A 17,571-nucleotide genomic window follows, 5' to 3' on the forward strand; every position below is an offset into this window, starting at 1 on the left:
CTTTCGAGGATCAATTGACGGGAATTTGCAAGGTGAGGGTTGGGCCTCCGGGGCCCGTGTGATGGGTCGATAGCTGCGCGGTAAAGGTGATCGTGGTCGATTGAGCGGGTTTGGCGAGGATCAGGCGTCCGGGCACGGGCGTCGGCGTTTCGGCCTTCTTTTTAAGGTCCTTCGTCGCAGGCGCATCGGGCAGGTCGATCATCAGTCCTGTCCGTGAACTGCCGTCAGCGAATTCCGGACGGAAATAAAGATAGTCGGGGGTACCGCGTGGGGGCACATAGGCGGCGTCCGACGGGCTGATCGTGTATTGGATGCGCAGGGCGTTGTCGGTGTATTCCGTTGCGCGGCTACCCGGACGCTTTAATTTGTACGCGTAGGTCATAGTATCGAGCGGCTCTTCCAGATAGACGGCCAGTTCCACCCGCTGACCGTCGCTCACGGCGGCCCCTGCCGGGCTTATCCGACGAATCTCCTTGATCCGGATCGGATTGTTGCGGAACTCGAAGGTCTGCGGCGTTTCGGGGGTATGGCCGACATGAAGGGAGCTCAGACCTATGCGATGGCGATGAATGGCCGAATTGCCCAATCGGATCGCCACCGGCAGCGTTACCTTTACCTTGTTGGTACCGGTTGCCGTCGCGCGAAGATACCATCTCGCCCCGACGGAGGGATGCCCCATAGGGAAGACCATATCGGTCTCTTCCTGTCGCTGTCCGTTGATCGACGTACCGGCATCGAAGAGCTGGAAATTGAGTTCACAATCCATCGCAATGTCCGCCGACAAGGTCACGACAAGGGTCACGCTACCCTTGCCGACAACGCCGCCGGTCACCTGCATCCGGTCGGTTTCATTATTGGCGACAGCGGGCAAGGGCTTTGAAGGGGCTGCCGGATTATAGAATTCGACGTGGGTGACGGCGGGCAGGGGCGGCGCGCCGTTATAGTCGCCCGGACAGACGGCGGCGACCGAACCGGCCACACCCGTCAGAACAATAGACATGGATAAGGGTTTGAACATGATGAGATTTCCTTAAGGCAGGATCAGGTCTTTGAAGATTTCGCCCTGATCGTGCGGCAGACTGGGCCACGACAGCTGGGCGTCGGATTTGCGGGCGCGGGTGAACAGGCGCGAGCGCGACAGGTTGCCGGTGATGGCGCCGAGGTCCGAGCCCGGCGCGACCGTCGTTTCCCACAGGCCGATCAGGCGCGTAACCTCCGGCGGACGCGCCCAGGGCTGGCTGTCGAAGGCCTGCGCCGGGGCCGGGGTGACTAGGACCAGCACGGCATCGCGGCGGTCGTTGGTGGTTCGGCGGTTGAAGGCCGAGCCGATCACAGGGGCGTCGCCAAGGAACGGCGTCTTGGTGATCGACGAGTCACGCACGCTTTCGGACAGGCCGGACAGGATCAGGGTCGTACCGAACTTGACCTCGACCGTGGTCGACACGGTTTGCCGCCACGTGTTCAGGGCTTCGTTGAAATTCCCCGCCGGTTCGCCGGACAGGAAGGAGCGGGTGACCTCGATTTTCAGTTTCGTACCTTCGGAGGTAATCTCCAGCGGCGTTACCTTGACCTGCGTGCCGATGTCGATGTTTTCAAGCTGCGAGAAATTGACGCCCTTGACGGCGACCTTGGTCGAACGACCGACGAAGAAGTCCGACGGCTCGCCGCGATAGGCGGTCAGCATGGGACGCGCCACCACCTGATAATATTGTCCGAAACGATTGAAGATGTTCAGATTGTAGGTGAGCTGCGGCAGGGTGATCGTGTCGGTGATCGTGCGCGAGACGCCACTGTCGCCGCCGGAATGGGTCTGCTGATCCTGCCGCCCGTACTGGATTTGCAGGCCGTCGAGCAGGTTCATCCCGATCGAGTCGCGCTGGGCATTCTGCGACAGGATGATCGCCACGTCGACGGAGACCTGATCGGGGGCGTTATCGTCCACCTCGTGGTCTTCAGGAACAGGATCGGTGTCCTGCGTGCGATTCAGTTCGTCCATGCGCTGCTTGAGCGGGGCGGTCTGTTCCGGTGCGATGAGAGCCAGTTTCTGATACTGAAGGGTCGCCTGATCGCGGCGTCCGGCGGCGCTGTTGGACAGGGTGGCGATTTTCAGCGCACCCGCCGTCGTCGCCTGATCGCGGCTCAGGCTGGCGGCGCGTTCGGCGCTCAAAGCCGCCAGTTGCGGGTCGCCGGCCATATAGGCGCTGGCCGCCAGACCGAGCAGGGCGCGGGCGTCGTCCGGGCGCATCATGACGGCGCGGGCATAGTAGCCTTGTGCCTGCACGTAACGCCCGCGGTCGAAGGCGGTCTTGCCCGCCAGCGCCGCCGCCCAGAAAGCGTCCTGACCGCTGCGCAGCGCCAGATCGTAACCGGCCATGGCAAGGTCCAGTTGTTCCGGATTGCCTTCGGACCCGGCCTGATAGGCCATGCCGAGCAGAGTCTGATGCGCGGCATCGGACGGATCGCGCGCCGCCGCGTCGCCGAAGCCTTTCAGCGCTGTGGCGTGATCGCCGGTTTGCAAGGCCTGCGCCGCCTGATTGAGGGTCGGGCGATTGACGGGGCTGAACTGTGCCGTCGACGGATTTGCGGGCGCGGTGGCGCAGGCCGAAACCGTACACAGAAGCGCCGTCATAAGCGTCGCGCGCGACAGGGATGTAAATGTCGTCATGGTCTTCAGGCCTCCAGTGACCAGATGGCCCGCACGCCCGGTGCGCTGAGGCCGTAAAAATGCCCCTGAACGTCGCGTTCGAACGTCCAGGCGTCGAAAAAGGAATCTTGGCTGAAATCGAGCCGCGTCGCGTCGCCACCCAGGGAGAAGCAGGGGGCGTAGCGCTGATGCGCCGCCGTACTCAGGCCTTGGCGGATGATGGTGCGTTCGCCCGGACTGCGCTGGGCGAAATCCGCCGGGCAGGGGTCTGGCGCGGTAACAGCGGGGGTCAGGCTGTTGTAAAGCGCGTAAAAATCAGAAGCGCGGGCCGTGCCATTAACGCCCTTGTCCAAACCGCCGGATGCGGCGATCAAACGGTTGAAATCGACGGGCGTGATGGCCTTGACCGAGCGCGACCGGCGCAGGTCCTTGGTCTGGTAGAGGCCATTGCGGCGGGCATGGGCTTCGACGGGCGCGCCGCCGATCAGGAGGACGAGGGTCTGTACGCCGTTATAATCGGCGATGTTGCAGACGGCGCTTTGGCGCGCGGTCATCAGCGTCTTGATCCCGCCGTGCGGCGTGAATCCGGCGGCGGCAGCGACGCGCGGCAGACTCAGAGAGAGCGCCGTCAGTGCGAATAGTGATCGTCGTGTCAATGGCGTCGCCATATGTCTGTCCCGAACCGGCGGCGGTGCCTATGGAGCAGGCCCTGCCGTTAAAGCACGTCCCGATCTGGTAGAAGCGGGACCGTGCTCTAATCATTTGCTTTGTCGCGCATTTGATTCCGAAAACCGTTTCACACTTTTCGGAATGCGCTTTAATGTTCGGAAAGCATGGCGGTTTTCGCGCTTTTGGCGATGTCGCAAGTTGTTGCAAAGGGTGGAATAGCGCCGCAGCGCATGTCGCATTTTTTCCGGCGAAACCTATTCGACCGGCGGGGCCTTGCGCTGACGCAGCAGGGCGCCGATTTCCACGTCGTCCATCCACAGGCGGGCGATGCGCGCGGTCAGACCGGCCTCGCCCCAGCTTTCGTTGCGCGCGTCGGCGGTTTTCAGCAGTGCGACCACCTGCTGACGGTCTTGGGCGACCGAGGCCAGAAACACCGGCCAGACGTGGGTGCGTCGGGTTTTGGCGGCGACGTCGCCCAGCGCATAGCTCATGAGCCGCTTTTGCACGGCGGCGGCACCGGTTTTCAGGTCGCCACGCAGCGCCGTGGCATGGGCAATCAGGGCAGAATCGCCGCGCAGACGGGCGAACTCCCCCAGATCCTGCACGTAACCGACATAGTCGCCGTCGGCGAGCTTGATCAGGCTGGTGCAGTCGTGCACGACCGGGAAATCGGCGCGAACCTGCATGAGCTGATTGAGGGCCTGACGGGCGCTGGCGTCGTCGCCTGCCGACCACTGCGCCCAGGCGAGATCGGTCTGGATGGCGACCGAGCCGGGCTCGATCAGGCGCGCCGTGTTCAGTTCGCGCAGCGCTGCCACGTGCTGCCCGTTATCGGACAGGATATTGCCGTACCAGAAGTGCGTCTGTGCATCGCGCGGCGCCAGCGCCAGCGCCTTGCGGAACGACCGCCCGGCCTTTTGCGGATCGTCTTCCCACCAGTAGGCGATGAACCCCAGCGCCCGGTGCGCTGCCCCCAGACCGGGATCGCGGTCAAGCGCGGCTTCGGCGGCGGCGCGCGCCTTGGGGAAGGCCTCGGCGTCGGGCGTGATGCCGAATTCGCGCGACAGCAGATAGGCGTCGGCCAGGCCGGCCCAGGCGGGTGCGAAGCCGGGTTCCTTGGTGGTAATCGTCGTAAACAAGCCGATGGCGCGGGCCAGAGACGCCGGCGTGCGTTGGGCCCATTCGTCGCGCGCCTGAAGATAAAGCGCGCTGACCGCCGGATCGGAGGGGAGGGCCGGACTTGGCGGCGTACGGCGGGGTTGCGAGGTGATGATATTGCCAGCCGCAAACCCAAGACCGAGCAGCATGAGGCCGACCACGGCCAGCCGCCGCCAGTTGCGCGCCCAAAAGCCTGGTTTCTCGGGCACCGGCGGCGGGGCAATTTCGGTTTCCGGGGCCTCCTCGTTGAGGTTGGTCTGGCTGGCGGCCCAGCGGTCCAGTTCGTCCTTGAGCGCATAGACCGTGCCGGTCTTGCCGCCGGGCAGACGACGCACGGGAAGGCCGCGCTGCTGCGCCCAGCGCATAACGGTCGTCCGATCGCGCCCGAAATGGCCGCCGATCGCCTTCCACCCGTCGATGCGATTGGACGAGCCCACGCCGCTTGATCCCCCGAATTCTCCTGCCACGAGTATAGAAGCGCGTATAAGGTATGACAATGCCGAATGACAACGTTCTTTTCGTCGTGAATCCTTGTCGGGCCACGGTGTGGAATTGACGTTAGCGCTATCAATTGCTTAAGTGCGGCAAAACGAGGCGCCCGGTGAACCGAGAGCGTCCCAGCCCTGAACAGAGAGAAATGCCTGATGTCTGCCCTGATAATGATGCGGTCGCTGGCTCTGGCCGCGACGATGGTTTTACCTGCCAGCGTGTTTGCCGCCGAAGCGCCGATGCCGTCGGGCATCTGGGTTCCGGATCAGAAGGACGGCACCTATATCAATCCGGTGCTTCAGGGCGACTATTCCGATCCCGACGCCGTCAGGGTCGGCGACGACTACTATCTGACGGCGTCGAGCTTCACCAACATCCCCGGCCTGCCGATCCTGCATTCCAAGGATCTCGTCAACTGGACCCTGATCGGTTACGCGTTGGAGCGCAATGTGCCGGACGGCCACCATGCGACGCCCCGGCGCGGCGGCGGGGTGTGGGCGCCGGCGATCCGTCATCACGACGGCAAGTTCATGATCTACTACCCCGATCCGGATTTCGGGATTTTCCTCGTTACCGCCACCGATCCAAAAGGGCCGTGGACCAAGCCGGTGCTGGTGGACAACACGAAAGGCGCGATCGATCCGGCACCGTTCTGGGACGATGACGGTCAGGCCTGGCTGGTGCATGGCTTTGCCGGGTCGCGCGCCGGGATCAAGAACATCATCACCCTCAAAAAGATGAGCCCGGACGGCACGAAGACGCTCGATCAGGGCAAATATATCATCGAAGGCGACAAGTTGCCCAAGGTGCAGACCTCGCAGGGGCTGGTGTCGTGGTTCACCACCGAAGGTCCGAAACTCTACAAGCGCGGCGGCTATTATTATGTCTTCGTGCCATCGGGCTCGGTCAAAGGCGGCTGGCAGGGTGTGTTTCGCTCGAAGGCCATTGATGGTCCTTATGAAGGCCGCAGCGTCATCGATCAGGGCGCAACCGAGATGAACGGCCCGCATCAGGGCGCGTGGGTCGATACCCCGAAAGGCGAGGATTGGTTCCTGCATTTTCAGGACGCCGATTCCTATGGCCGCCGCGTCATGCTGCAACCGATGATTTGGGGCAAGGACGGCTGGCCGATCATCGGCGAACGTCAGAAGGGACAGGTCTATGGGCAGCCCGTCTGGCGACACAGGAAGCCGAACGTGGCCGCGCAGCCCGTCGCCGTGCCGGTCGTCGATGACGATTTCGTCGACGGTTATCATCTTGGCTGGCAATGGAGCGCCAATCCGAACGAGGACTGGGCCGACGCCAGCATCAAGGGTAAATTACGCCTGAAATCGTCGTCTTCGTCGGTCAATCTGTGGGAGGCGGGGAACCTGCTGACCCAGAAACTCCCCGGCATGACGTTTAGCGCCACGACGAAGCTGAGCCTGACGCCGAACCTGATCGGCGAACGCGCCGGGCTGCTGGTTCTGGGCTACGACTATGGCTGGATCGGGCTGGAAAACACGGCCGACGGTGTGAGGCTGGTGCAGGTTACGCGCCCCAAAGCCAATATGGGCGGTGTAGAAACGGTCGTCACCGCCGCGGAAAAGATCACCGGTCCGGTGTGGGTGCGCACGCACCTTGAACCGGTCACCGTCGCCGATGCCCCGCCGAATCAGCCATTTTACTGGCCGTCCATGCTGCGTTCGACCCACGCCAGGGTGACGTTCAGCTACAGCCTCAACGGCGTGACCTTCACGCCGATCGGATCAGGCTTCACGTCGCAACCCGGACGCTGGGTCGGGGCTCAGATCGGTATCTTTGCCCAATCGCCGACAGGGACGCCGTCAAATACGGCCACCCGCGTGGGCTATGCCGATTTCGCGTTTTTCAAGGTCACGCCGTAAGGGCCCCCGGCAGGCAATTGCGCATAAACGATCAGGATAAAACCTGATTGCGCAAACCCGGCATTGCGGCTACCACTATTGAAAATACATATCACATCCAGGGAAACGCTTTCATATGACCCCCAACCCGCTGATCGGCGTCTTTTTTCACTGGCTGGGCGGTCTCGCCTCGGCCTCGTTCTATGTGCCCTATAAAAAGATCAAACTGTGGTCGTGGGAAATCTTCTGGCTGACCGGCGGGATTTTCTCGTGGCTGATCGCGCCGTGGATCTTCGCCTATTTCCAAACCTCGGACCTGTTTGGCGTTCTGGGCAGCGCGTCGGGTTCGGTGTGGTTCTGGTGCGTCTTCTGGGGTTTGCTCTGGGGACTTGGCGGCCTGACCTTCGGCCTGACCATGCGTTATCTGGGCCTCAGCCTCGGCATGGCCGTGGCTCTGGGCCTGACCACGGTCATCGGCACGTTGGGTGAGCCGATCTTTACCGGTAAGATCGTGCAACTGATCCAGACCCTGAGCGGGCAGATCACGCTGGTGGGGGTTCTGGTCGTGCTGGTCGGTATCGTCCTGGTCGCCAAGGCCGGTCATGCCAAGGAAAAGGAAGTGACCGAGGTCTCGGAATCGCTCGCCGAATTCAACCTGACCAAGGGCATTCTCGTGGCCATCTTCTGCGGGGTCATGTCGTCGTGCTTCGCCTTCGGCCTGGCCGCCGGTGCGCCGGTGCGCGAAGCCTCGGCAGCGGCGGGTACGGGCCCTCTGTGGGTCGGTCTGCCGGTCCTGTGCATGGTGCTGCTGGGCGGTCTGACGACCAATTTGCTCTGGTCCGGTTACCTGATCCTCAAAAACAAGTCAGCGTCGGAATGGATCGGCAAGCCGAAACCCGGCAACGAGGCCAAGGGAAAGATTCCGCTGGTGCTTAACTACGCTCTGGCGGCGCTGGGCGGCACTCTGTGGTACTTCCAGTTCTTTTTCTACACTATGGGCGAAAGTCAGATGGGCGAATACGGCTTCTCGTCGTGGACCCTGCACATGGCCTCGATCATTCTCTTCTCGACCCTGTGGGGTTTCGCGCTCAAGGAATGGGCCGGGACGTCGGTCAAGACCCGCGCCTATGTCTGGGGCGGCATCGCGACCCTGGTCGGCTCGACCGTTATCATCGGCATCGGCAATATGCTGGCCGCGTCGGGCGCCGCACATTAAAATCCATCGACAATGTTGACTATGAAAGGGCGTCGCGAAAGCGGCGCCTTTTTTCATTACCGTTTCTGATTTGACTGTTGAGAATAAATCACACGTCGCAGGTGAATTCGGCTTGGACAATATAAAATCTATTTAGTAGGAATATAGGGCGCCCGTCCAACGGTGCATCTGTCCTTGTTTCCATCCTCCCTCAGAAGGATTACCTCCCATGACCGTCAGGATTCACCCCGACCCCGCGACTGCGAACATGCCTTCGCAACTCGTGTGGTATGCGCGGTGCCCGACCCTGACGGCCATGGGCCTTTTGGCCAATAGGGGCGCCTTGCAACGGGAATTCCTGCGCGAGCCTGTCAATCTGGTCTCGGTGCGCGAAAATTCGACGCCCAGTGTGCGTCAGGGGTATCTCGACCACTCCCTGCCTAACCTCGTTCGTGAAGGCGATGCGGCGACGGCCCTGTGGTCCTACGGTCTGAACCAGCGCTCACGCCTGCTGGCGGTCGGCCATACTTGGCACACGGTGCTGGTCATCGCCTCGGGCCGCAGCGGCATCGGAAAGCTTAGCGACCTGAAAGGCCGCACCCTGGCCCTGCCGCGCGAAGCCGGCGCCTTTTCGCCGGCGCGCGTCCGCTCGCTGCGAGCATGGGAGACGATTCTCGGCACGGTCGGCATCAAGGCCACGGACATCGAATTCCATAATATCGTCGCCGATCATCCCTCGACGCCGTTCGGCGACATCGCCCGGCGCGAGATCGAGGCCGTCCTGAGCGGTCAGGCCGATGCCGGTCTGCTCTTCGGCGCCAAGGGCCTCGAACTGGCGCGGGCCGCCGGGGTGAAGGTCATCCACGCCTTTACACCCGACGCCATCCGCCGCGACCCGGCGCTTTCAGGGTTGGTCGAGTTACGCACCCTGACCGTCGACTATCCGTTTCTTGAGGCCAATGAAGGCGTGGTGGCGCGTCTGGTGAAGCAACTGACCTCAGCAACCGACTGGGCGGTGCAGTTCCCAAAGGAAGCGCTCAACCATATTGCGCTGGAAGGCAAGGTCGAGGTCCCTGACGCGGCGGAAGCCTATGGCGACCTGATTCCCGAAGGTGCCGCGCTGGGTGAAGAAGACTGGCGGATCGACGATCTTCAGGCCTTGCTCGACTGGCTGAAAGCACGTCATGCGGTCGAAGCGACGGTCGAACTCCGCCCGTGGCAGCGCACCGATGTTCTTAACAAGGCGCCGGAAGCTGCGGATATAAAAGAAAAATACAAGAGATTAAACGCTGTCGCCTGAGGCCTATCCCCCTCAGTGACACGACAGCGTTTGATGCGGTGACGTTGCTTTGCGACGCATCGCCCAGAAGACCCGGGAGTGGTGCCCCGGGTCTTTTTTATGGTCAGGTGCGGGCGGCAACATCCAAGGCCGCAAAAACCTCATCGCTGAGGTCTATATCGGCGGCGGCGACATTGTCTTCCAGATGTCTGACCTTACCCGTACCCGGAATGGGCAGCATGACCGGGCTGCGTTTCAACACCCAGGCCAGCGCGATCTGCGACGGCGATGCCTCGTATTTCGTCACCAGCCGATCGAGCAAACCGCCCGGCCGCGCCAGATCGCCAGCGGCCAGTGGATACCACGGGATAAAACCGATAGAATGGGCTTCGCAATAGTCGAGCACGGCTTCACTGGCGCGATCGATCAAGTTGTAACGATTTTGCACAGTGGCGACCGGGAAGACTTTCGACGCGGCTTCGATTTCGGCCACCGACACCTCGCTGAGGCCTGCGTGGCGGATGACGCCCTCGTCCAGCAGTTGGCGGATGGCCGCGAACTGTTCATCGCGCGGCACGCGGCTGTCGATGCGGTGCAGTTGCCACAGATCGATGCGTTCGACGCCGAGAAGCTCGCGGCTGCGGTGGGCCTGTCGGATCAGATAGTCGGGATTGCCGTTACTCACCCACTGATCGGGACCGGGGCGCGTCAGGCCACCCTTGGTGGCGATGACGAGGTCGTTTGAATAAGGGTGCAGCGCTTTTCGGATCAGGTTTTCCGAAGTCTCCGGGCCGTAGGAATCGGCGGTGTCGATGAAGTTGACGCTCAGTTCCGGCAGGCGGGCCAGGGTGCGTAGCGCCTCGGACTCATCGGCGGGCGGTCCCCATACCCCGCGCCCCGTGACGCGCATGGCACCGAAGCCGAGACGGTTGACGCTGAGATCGCCGCCGATGGCGAAGGTGCCCGATCGGGCGGCATTGGGCTGGGTCATGCTGAGGCTCCTTGGTGTGTCTCCTATCTGGGGTGTTTTCCTGCCGGTACAAGCTTGCGCAACGGTGAAAACTGCGCAAAATGTATGACAATTACGCCGATAAGATTCGTCAGGGAGACGACCATGTTTCGCACCCGTCCGTGCCTCACCGCGCTTGCGCTTATTCTGTCCGCCGGTATCGCGCCGGTCGGGGCTCAAACGCCACCGGTCACAGCCCCCGTTGCGGAATGGGAGCAGCCTGAGGTCGTGGCGGTCAACCGCGAACCGATGAAGGCGACCTTTTTCAACTACGAGAGCCGCGATCTGGCGCTGAAAGGCGACATGGCGGCGTCGAAATATTACCGCTCGCTCGACGGGACGTGGGAGTTCAAATTTTCCAGAGGCACCGAAAATCGACCAAAGGATTTCTACAAGGCAGGCGCCGACCTGACGGGTTGGGACAAGATTCAGGTTCCCGGCATGATTCAGGCTCAGGGTGACGGTAAGTTCGGTTTGCCCGAATTCTGGAACATCAAATATCCGTTCCCGATGAACGAGCCGCTGGTCCCGCACGATATGATCGAGGTGGGCTCGTACAAACGCGATTTCGACGTCCCCACTGATTGGGACGGTCGCGACGTCTTTCTGCATATCGGCGCGGCGGGCGCTGCCTACTATATCTGGGTCAATGGCGAGAAGGTCGGCTATTCCGAAGATTCCAAACTGCCGTCAGAGTTTGATCTGACGAAGTTCGTCAAGCCGGGCACCAACAGCATCGCCATCGAAATCTATCGCTACGCTGACGGGGCGTATCTTGAGGATCAGGACTTCTGGAGGCTGTCGGGCATCGAACGCTCGGTCTATCTCTATGCCGAACCGAAGACGCGGTTGCGCGACTATACGGTGACGGCGGGTCTGGACAAGACCTACACCGACGGCGTCTTCGCGCTGGAGGCCGAACTGGCCGGAGCGAAGGGTACCGCGACGATCACCGCCACAGTCTATGACGGCGAGACGGCGGTGCTGACCGCCACGGGCAAGGCCGCGACCGGCAAACCGGCGAAGCTCTCAGGCGCCATCAAGGGCGTCAAACAATGGTCGGCGGAAGCGCCGAACCTCTATCGGCTGGTCATTGAGGTCAAAGACGCCAAGGGCAATCTGATCTCGGTGACGGCACGCAAAATCGGCTTCCGCACGGTCGAAATCCGCAACGGCGAGGTACAGGTCAACGGCAAGCGCGTCATGATCAAGGGCGTCAATCGCCATGAGCACGACCCGATCACCTACCGCGTCATCTCGGAAGAGACGATGCGCAAGGACATCGAGCTGATGAAGCAGGCCAATATCAATGCCGTGCGCACCTCTCACTATCCCAACGACCCGCGCTGGTATGATCTGGCCGACGAATACGGCCTGTACGTCTATGACGAAGCCAATATCGAGAGCCATGAATATATGGACAAGGCCGACAAGGCCGGCAGCCCCAAGCGCGAAGAGATGCAGCTTGGTTACAAAAAGCACTGGGAAGTGGCTCACCTCGACCGCATCAGCCGAATGGTCGAACGCGACAAGAACCATCCTTCGATCATATTCTGGTCGCTGGGGAACGAGGCGGGGACAGGGCCGAACTTCGAAAACGCCGCCAAGTGGATTCGTCAGAACGATTCGACCCGCCTGATATCTTATCTGGGGCAGGGGACGCTGTACGGCGAGCATAAGCCGAACAGCTATGTCGATATCTATGCGCCGATGTACGACGACATGGACCGCATCACCGACTACGCCGAAGACCCGAACTACACCCAGCCGCTAATCCAGTGCGAATACGCCCACGCCATGGGCAACAGCCTTGGCAATCTGGAAGACTACTGGCAGACGATCCGTGCCCATAAGAAGCTGCAAGGCGGTTTCGTCTGGGACTGGGTCGATCAGTTCGTCACGGCGAAAGACGCCAAGGGGCGCACCTTTTGGGGGTCCGGTTTCGATATCAATCCGGCGCGGGGCGATAACTCCGTCGTGGGCGACGGCGTCATTCAGGCCGACCGCACGGTCGATCCGGAATATTGGGAACTGCAAAAGGTCTATTCGCCGGTCGTCTTCGAGGGCGATCCGACGACGGGCAAGGTTACCGTCGTCAACCGTTACGACTTCGCCGATCTGTCGGGATTCGACTTCGAATGGGTGCTGACGAATGAAGGGCAGGTGGTGACCACGGGCGCATTGGAAGGCGTGAGTGTGGCCGCTGGGAAAGCACAAGAGGTTGCTATAACACTTCCGGCCGTCAAGAAACGTCCGGAGTCGGAACTTCTGTTGACGATCCGCGCCAAAGCCAAGAAGGACGCCATCAAAGGCGTTGCGGAAGGTCAAGTGCTGGGCTTCTCGCAGTTCGTCATCGCGGCACCGCAAGTTACTGAGGCCGTTGCCGAAGGCAAGGTCAGCGTGGCCAAATCCACCGAAGCCGTTACGCTACAAGCCGCCGATTCTAAGCTTACACTTAACGTAAAGACTGGCCTTATTGAATTTGATTCTAAAGGTAAAAAACGCCTTTCAGGTGGCGCACCAAACTTCTGGCGAGGCCTGATGGACAATGACGAAGGTGCCGGTGTAGCCAAGTCGCACAACATATGGAAAAACTTCACGGAAACCAGAAAAGTTCGCGCCGTTTCATCAACAGCAGACAGCGTGACGGTGCTGTATAATTTCGGGGCCGGTTACGCTCATTTCCAGACAACCTATACAATGCAGGGCGATGGCACCGTGGCCGTTACGGCGACCTTTACACCGCTCAAGGACGACCTGCCCGATCCGCTGCGTGTGGGGCTGCGCTTCGACAATGATCCGTCTCTGGGCTTTGTGGAATGGTATGGTCGCGGGCCGCATGAATCCTATGTCGACCGCCAAACGGGCGCGGCCATCGGCCTCTATCGCTCATCCGTCGCCGATCAGTATCATGACTATGCCCGTCCGCAGGAGACCGGCAACAAAACCGATGTGCGCTGGCTGACCCTGTCGGACGGCAAAGGCGCGTCGCTGAAAGTCACCGGCGCACAGCCGCTGTCGGTCAATGCGCTGGCCTTCCCCTACGAAGACCTCTACCTCCGCCCGCGCGGCACGTGGTCCACAGCGGAGATCGCGCCGCATGGCGACGGGTCGCTGCTGATCGATATCGCTCAGGCGGGCGTCGGCGGCGATACGGGCTGGAGCCTCGACGGTCGGCCTCTGGCCAAATACCGCGTGAAATTGCAGCCGGTGACCTACAGCTTCACGCTAAAGGCGGAATAGCTTGACTCGACTCTCCCCGGCGGTTTCTGTCGGGGAAAGCGATATGCCGAAAAGTGTCAGCGGTTTTCGGCATCAATATCGCGACTGTAAAGAGTTTGAGGTGTTATATGTCGTCTGTTCCCCGTAGCTGGCTGATCGAGGCTGTGCGCCGTATCGAGGCGGATTTCAACCGCTCGTCCGACACGCACCTCATCCACCACGAGGTCGAAGGATTTCCCGGAATCCCTTTGTATCTGAAGGATGAATCGTCACACCCGACAGGTAGTCTCAAGCACCGTCTGGCGCGTTCGCTGTTCCTCTACGCCTTGTGCAACGAATGGATCGGGCCGGAGACGACCGTGATCGAAGCCTCGTCAGGCTCGACGGCGGTCTCGGAGGCCTATTTTGCCAAACTGCTGGGCCTACGCTTTATCGCCGTCGTGCCGAAGTCCGTAGCGCAGGCCAAGATCGATGCCATCCGCTTTCATGGCGGTGAAATCCACGCGGTCGATGACCCATCGAGCGTCTATGCGGCCGCGCATCGGCTGGCGGCGGAAACCGGCGGCCACTATCTCGATCAATTCACCTATGCCGAACGAGCGACCGACTGGCGCGGCAATAACAATATCGCCGAAAGCCTGTTTGCGCAGATGTCCGACGAGCCACACCCGGTCCCGGCATGGATCGTCACGGGGGCCGGGACCGGCGGCACCTCGGCGACATTAGGGCGGTTTATTCGCTATCGCCGTTTGCCGACGCGGCTGTGCGTTGCCGATCCGGAAGGCTCGGTCTTTCACCGCCATTTTGCCGACCGCTCCGTCACCACGCTGGACCGTTGTGCGTCGTTCATCGAAGGCATCGGCCGTCCGCGCGTCGAACCCAGCTTCCTGCCGTCCCTGATCGACCGTATGGAGGCCATCAGCGACGCCCAGTCCATCGCCGGGGCGCGCCTGATTTCCGAGCGGTTGGGACGTCGCGTGGGCGGTTCGACCGGCACCAGCATCTGGGCCTGCGCAAGCCTGATGCAGGAGATGGCGGCGCGCGACGAAACAGGCTCAATCGTCACCATCCTGTGCGATGGCGGCGAGCGTTACGCCGACACCTACTATGATGACGTATGGCTTAAAGCGCGCGGCGTCGACTGGCGGACGCCCTATGCGCAGTTGAAGGCCGTGTTCGAGGGAAGGGGCAGCCTGTGAAATACGACGATCTCCTGCCGCCGGTGACGCCGGAGGATGTCCGCCTGATGGATGATGAACTGACGCGGCTGAGACAACTGGCGCGGCGCGGCGACGTGCTGGCGGCTGCCGCCGGACCGGTGCTGGCGTGGTGGGGCCTGATGATGGGCATAATGTCGTACTGGCACGTGGCGCTGCTCGGCAATCTGCTGCCGTCGTGGTTGCCGGATACGCTGGGGCCTCTGCCGACGATTTTCGGGTGTGTGGGCAGCTTCGCCATTGACCGCTGGCTCAACCCGCAGCCGTTGCTCAAGTCTTGGCGATCGCACGCTATTTCGATGGCGTGGGGCTTTGCCGGCCTGGTCTTTCTGGTTATCGGCGTCGGCGCGGCCCTCAGCGGTGAAGCCAATGCGACCTATAATATCGTGTTCAGCGCCATGATTTTCAGCCTCGTGACCGCCGTCATGGGAGCTTCGAGCGCGCGGACCTGGCTGCTGTGGCCTGCCGCCGGGTGGATGATTGTCGGGTTCCTGAGCTTCTTTATTCGCGAAGACCTGTGGCGTGCCGGACTATTCGGACTGGCGTCGACGCTATTCATGTTGGTGCCGGGCCTGATGATTTATCGCTATAGAGAGGTTTAAAATCTAGTTTAAACGAATGTAAATATATTGATTAAAATCAATAATTTAATTAAATTAAATAAAAGAGATTCTTAACCGAACCTCACGCATCACTTTAAAAGCGATACGTGAGGTGAGGCTTCGTTAAAGCGTCATTCCCAGCGTAACGGTTCCGGTATAACCGTTGGTCGTGTCGCCGGTCAGGGCAATGGTCTGGGCGGCCAGTTGCGCCGACGTATTGTCGCTGAACACATTATCTGTGGCAAAGCTGATGGCCGCCAGATTGGACACCGAGGCACTGTAGCCGGTGACGGTGCTGTAAACCGTCGAACAGATGCTGCGATCCAGCGCGAACTGCGATGTCTTGATCTTGTTGGCGTAACTGGTCGCGCTCGACAGGCTGGGATAGACCTCGACGTGAATGTGCGGCATCCGGCCCGAATAGCAGCCGGGGAAGATCGTCGTGAAGGTGACCTGCCCGCTGGCATTGGTGACCTGAATACCGCGCAGATAGTTTTGCGCCGTGACGCCGCTGGAATAGAGCGAATAGAGCCCGTCGCGGGTACAATGCCAGAGATAGATGACATAGCCCGCCATGGGCGTACAGCCCGCGCCGGAATTGACGAGCGTGATGGTCAGTTGCACCGGCAGGCCGGGCGCCGTGGCCGACGCGCTTCCGACCGAGGCGCGGATATCCGAGCGGTTGATTCCCGACAGAGTCAGGGCATTGACCACGCTGCCCGACACGGTGTTGGAGCCGTCGCCGGGATAGGGGCCTTCGGTTTCGGTCGGGTAGGTGGTGCAGGTGCCCGAGGCCGACGAGGTCGACGAACTGGACGATGATGCACTGCTGCTTGAGGATGATGCACTGGAAGAGGATGAGGCGACGGTAGTCGTTGTGGAACTGCCGCCGCCTCCGCCACCGCAGGCCGCGACAAAGCTCGATCCAAAGGCCATGGTTCCCAGCATGGCCAGGGTCCGGCGTCGCGACAGCGAGGCGATGAGGTCCTGAAGGCTGCCTTCGTCCTTGTGGAACGGTTCTTCAGAGGAATGGGGCTGGGTCATACGCGCTCACTTTCTTGCCCGAGCGATATGCCGAAACGAAGTTCGGCGATCATATCGCGACAGGATATAAACCGATGAAAGGGCTTCTCTTGAAGCCACTTCATCGAGGGAACAAGACGAGACGTAGGGACCGAATGCGGCGAATATCGTAACGCGGTTATGTCTGACGCGTTATCTGTATTTCGGAAGTGAAATAATCAGAGCAGGGTGCGCGGCAGGCAGATGTCGCTGATGCCGCGTTCGCCGCCCGCCTTGGAAAGTTGCACGACAACGTCGATCAGACCGCAGGCATAGGCGATGGTTTCCTGCCGCGACAGGCTCATACCCGACTGCATGACCATCAGGGCGATCTGCTCCAGCGCCCCTTGGGGCGTGTTGGCGTGGACCGTCGTGAAGGAGCCTGGATGGCCGGTATTGATGGCGCGCAGGAAGGTAACGGCCTCGGCACCCCGGATTTCGCCGACGATGATGCGGTCGGGGCGCAGGCGCAGGGATGCTTGCAACAGGTCGTTGACCGCCACCTTGGCTTCGCCCAGTTCGCCCTTGACGGCGACGAGGCCCAGCGCGTTCGGCTGGGTGACGGCGATTTCGGGGGTATCCTCGACGAGGATGACGCGCTCGTGCTGCGGCACGGCACCCAGCAGCGCGTTGAGGAAGGTCGTCTTGCCGGACGAGGTGCCGCCGGAAATCAGGATCGTCTTACGCGCCTCAACCGCTGCCGTAAGGAAGGCGACCGGGTTGGCGCGGGCGGCGGCCTGTTCGTCGGCCATATTGGCGTAGGCGGGCGCGGCGATCGGACCGCGGTCGTAGGAGTCGAGCGGGCGATTGACCATCAGGTGGCGGCGAATGGCGATGGCCCAATGGCGGCGCGTGGCGGGCGGGCCGACGATCTGCACCCGCTCGCCGGTCGGCAGAGTCGCGGCCAGCAGGGGGTTTTCGCGGTTGATGCCCTGATGGCTGATGCGGGCGATCTGCGCCGCCAGACGGCTGAGCAGGTCATCGTTGATGTCCGGCGCGTCGAAGCGCTGCATATGGGCCTGACCGCTGATCTCGACCCAGACCTCGCCGGGGCGGTTGACCATGACCTCGGTCACCTCGGCGCGATCCAGCCATTGCCGGAACGGCTGGAGATAGGCCTTGAGATAGACGCCTTCGGTGGGGAGCAGGTCGGCCATGAT

13 protein-coding genes are annotated in these 17,571 nt (G+C 61.5%); 6 read left to right on the forward strand and 7 right to left on the reverse strand.

Features of this window, described 5'->3' with window-relative positions; genetic code table 11:
* Positions 1-10: 10 nt before the first annotated feature.
* The 4 genes from AEYBE204_RS34435 to AEYBE204_RS34450 all read right to left on the reverse strand — a co-directional run bounded on the left by AEYBE204_RS34435 (position 11) and on the right by AEYBE204_RS34450 (position 4,908).
* Entirely contained in the window at positions 11-1,018 is a 1,008-nt protein-coding gene (locus AEYBE204_RS34435; RefSeq protein ID WP_023463169.1) for a hypothetical protein, read from the reverse strand.
* 12 nt (positions 1,019-1,030) lie between these two features.
* On the reverse strand, positions 1,031-2,665 hold the full coding sequence (locus AEYBE204_RS34440) for a hypothetical protein (RefSeq protein ID WP_023463170.1): 1,635 nt from the start codon (positions 2,663-2,665) through the stop codon (positions 1,031-1,033).
* A gap of 5 nt (positions 2,666-2,670) precedes the next feature.
* Positions 2,671-3,312: a hypothetical protein gene (locus tag AEYBE204_RS34445; RefSeq protein ID WP_023463171.1), complete on the reverse strand. Its 642-nt coding sequence runs from the start codon at positions 3,310-3,312 to the stop codon at positions 2,671-2,673.
* A gap of 255 nt (positions 3,313-3,567) precedes the next feature.
* Entirely contained in the window at positions 3,568-4,908 is a 1,341-nt protein-coding gene (locus AEYBE204_RS34450; protein ID WP_023463172.1) for a tetratricopeptide repeat protein, read from the reverse strand.
* Between the two features lie 207 nt (positions 4,909-5,115).
* Between AEYBE204_RS34450 and AEYBE204_RS34455 the strand changes: the two genes are divergently transcribed.
* From AEYBE204_RS34455 to AEYBE204_RS34465, 3 genes are all read left to right on the forward strand, one after another.
* Positions 5,116-6,846 (forward strand): glycoside hydrolase 43 family protein, encoded by a 1,731-nt coding sequence (locus tag AEYBE204_RS34455; RefSeq protein ID WP_023463173.1) that lies wholly within the window; start codon positions 5,116-5,118, stop codon positions 6,844-6,846.
* 115 nt (positions 6,847-6,961) lie between these two features.
* Positions 6,962-8,041: an L-rhamnose/proton symporter RhaT gene (gene rhaT, locus AEYBE204_RS34460; RefSeq protein ID WP_023463174.1), complete on the forward strand. Its 1,080-nt coding sequence runs from the start codon at positions 6,962-6,964 to the stop codon at positions 8,039-8,041.
* Positions 8,042-8,288: 247 nt separating this feature from the next.
* A complete protein-coding gene (locus AEYBE204_RS34465) occupies positions 8,289-9,320 on the forward strand; it encodes an ABC transporter substrate-binding protein (protein WP_200862192.1) in 1,032 nt (343 codons plus the stop codon).
* A 103-nt stretch (positions 9,321-9,423) separates the two neighbouring features.
* Here the strand turns inward: AEYBE204_RS34465 and AEYBE204_RS34470 are convergent, their stop codons facing one another.
* Positions 9,424-10,290, reverse strand: a complete 867-nt coding sequence (locus AEYBE204_RS34470; protein WP_023463176.1) for an aldo/keto reductase — start codon at positions 10,288-10,290, stop codon at positions 9,424-9,426.
* A gap of 123 nt (positions 10,291-10,413) precedes the next feature.
* Between AEYBE204_RS34470 and AEYBE204_RS34475 the strand changes: the two genes are divergently transcribed.
* The 3 genes from AEYBE204_RS34475 to AEYBE204_RS34485 all read left to right on the forward strand — a co-directional run bounded on the left by AEYBE204_RS34475 (position 10,414) and on the right by AEYBE204_RS34485 (position 15,349).
* Positions 10,414-13,551 carry a glycoside hydrolase family 2 TIM barrel-domain containing protein gene (locus tag AEYBE204_RS34475; protein WP_023463177.1) on the forward strand — a complete coding sequence of 1,046 codons (3,138 nt, stop codon included), beginning with the start codon at positions 10,414-10,416 and terminating at the stop codon, positions 13,549-13,551.
* Positions 13,552-13,658: 107 nt separating this feature from the next.
* The gene (locus AEYBE204_RS34480; RefSeq protein ID WP_023463178.1) at positions 13,659-14,729 is read left to right on the forward strand and encodes a PLP-dependent cysteine synthase family protein; all 1,071 of its coding nucleotides are present in this window, start codon (positions 13,659-13,661) and stop codon (positions 14,727-14,729) included.
* Positions 14,726-15,349 (forward strand): hypothetical protein, encoded by a 624-nt coding sequence (locus tag AEYBE204_RS34485; RefSeq protein ID WP_023463179.1) that lies wholly within the window; start codon positions 14,726-14,728, stop codon positions 15,347-15,349. The genes AEYBE204_RS34480 and AEYBE204_RS34485 overlap by 4 nt, the downstream gene beginning before the upstream one ends.
* A 123-nt stretch (positions 15,350-15,472) precedes the next feature.
* Here AEYBE204_RS34485 and AEYBE204_RS0120595 read toward each other — a convergent pair whose 3' ends face one another.
* Both AEYBE204_RS0120595 and virB11 read right to left on the reverse strand, forming a co-directional pair.
* Positions 15,473-16,393 carry an intradiol ring-cleavage dioxygenase gene (locus tag AEYBE204_RS0120595; protein WP_031231128.1) on the reverse strand — a complete coding sequence of 307 codons (921 nt, stop codon included), beginning with the start codon at positions 16,391-16,393 and terminating at the stop codon, positions 15,473-15,475.
* Positions 16,394-16,590: 197 nt separating this feature from the next.
* Positions 16,591-17,568 carry a P-type DNA transfer ATPase VirB11 gene (virB11, locus tag AEYBE204_RS34490; RefSeq protein ID WP_023463182.1) on the reverse strand — a complete coding sequence of 326 codons (978 nt, stop codon included), beginning with the start codon at positions 17,566-17,568 and terminating at the stop codon, positions 16,591-16,593.
* Positions 17,569-17,571 lie beyond the last annotated feature (3 nt).

The organism is Asticcacaulis sp. YBE204 (assembly GCF_000495855.1).
Lineage (GTDB): Bacteria > Pseudomonadota > Alphaproteobacteria > Caulobacterales > Caulobacteraceae > Asticcacaulis.

What these genes read in the sequence shown, in the direction of transcription:
- AEYBE204_RS34465 (WP_200862192.1), top strand. Translation starts at nt 8,289, where the DNA reads ATGCCTTCGCAACTCGTGTGGTATGCGCGGTGCCCGACCCTGACGGCC.
- AEYBE204_RS34455 (WP_023463173.1), top strand. Translation starts at nt 5,116, where the DNA reads ATGTCTGCCCTGATAATGATGCGGTCGCTGGCTCTGGCCGCGACGATG.
- rhaT (WP_023463174.1), top strand. Translation starts at nt 6,962, where the DNA reads ATGACCCCCAACCCGCTGATCGGCGTCTTTTTTCACTGGCTGGGCGGT.
- AEYBE204_RS0120595 (WP_031231128.1), bottom strand. Translation starts at nt 16,393, where the DNA reads ATGACCCAGCCCCATTCCTCTGAAGAACCGTTCCACAAGGACGAAGGC.
- AEYBE204_RS34475 (WP_023463177.1), top strand. Translation starts at nt 10,414, where the DNA reads ATGTTTCGCACCCGTCCGTGCCTCACCGCGCTTGCGCTTATTCTGTCC.
- AEYBE204_RS34440 (WP_023463170.1), bottom strand. Translation starts at nt 2,665, where the DNA reads ATGACGACATTTACATCCCTGTCGCGCGCGACGCTTATGACGGCGCTT.
- AEYBE204_RS34470 (WP_023463176.1), bottom strand. Translation starts at nt 10,290, where the DNA reads ATGACCCAGCCCAATGCCGCCCGATCGGGCACCTTCGCCATCGGCGGC.
- virB11 (WP_023463182.1), bottom strand. Translation starts at nt 17,568, where the DNA reads ATGGCCGACCTGCTCCCCACCGAAGGCGTCTATCTCAAGGCCTATCTC.
- AEYBE204_RS34480 (WP_023463178.1), top strand. Translation starts at nt 13,659, where the DNA reads ATGTCGTCTGTTCCCCGTAGCTGGCTGATCGAGGCTGTGCGCCGTATC.
- AEYBE204_RS34445 (WP_023463171.1), bottom strand. Translation starts at nt 3,312, where the DNA reads ATGGCGACGCCATTGACACGACGATCACTATTCGCACTGACGGCGCTC.
- AEYBE204_RS34435 (WP_023463169.1), bottom strand. Translation starts at nt 1,018, where the DNA reads ATGTTCAAACCCTTATCCATGTCTATTGTTCTGACGGGTGTGGCCGGT.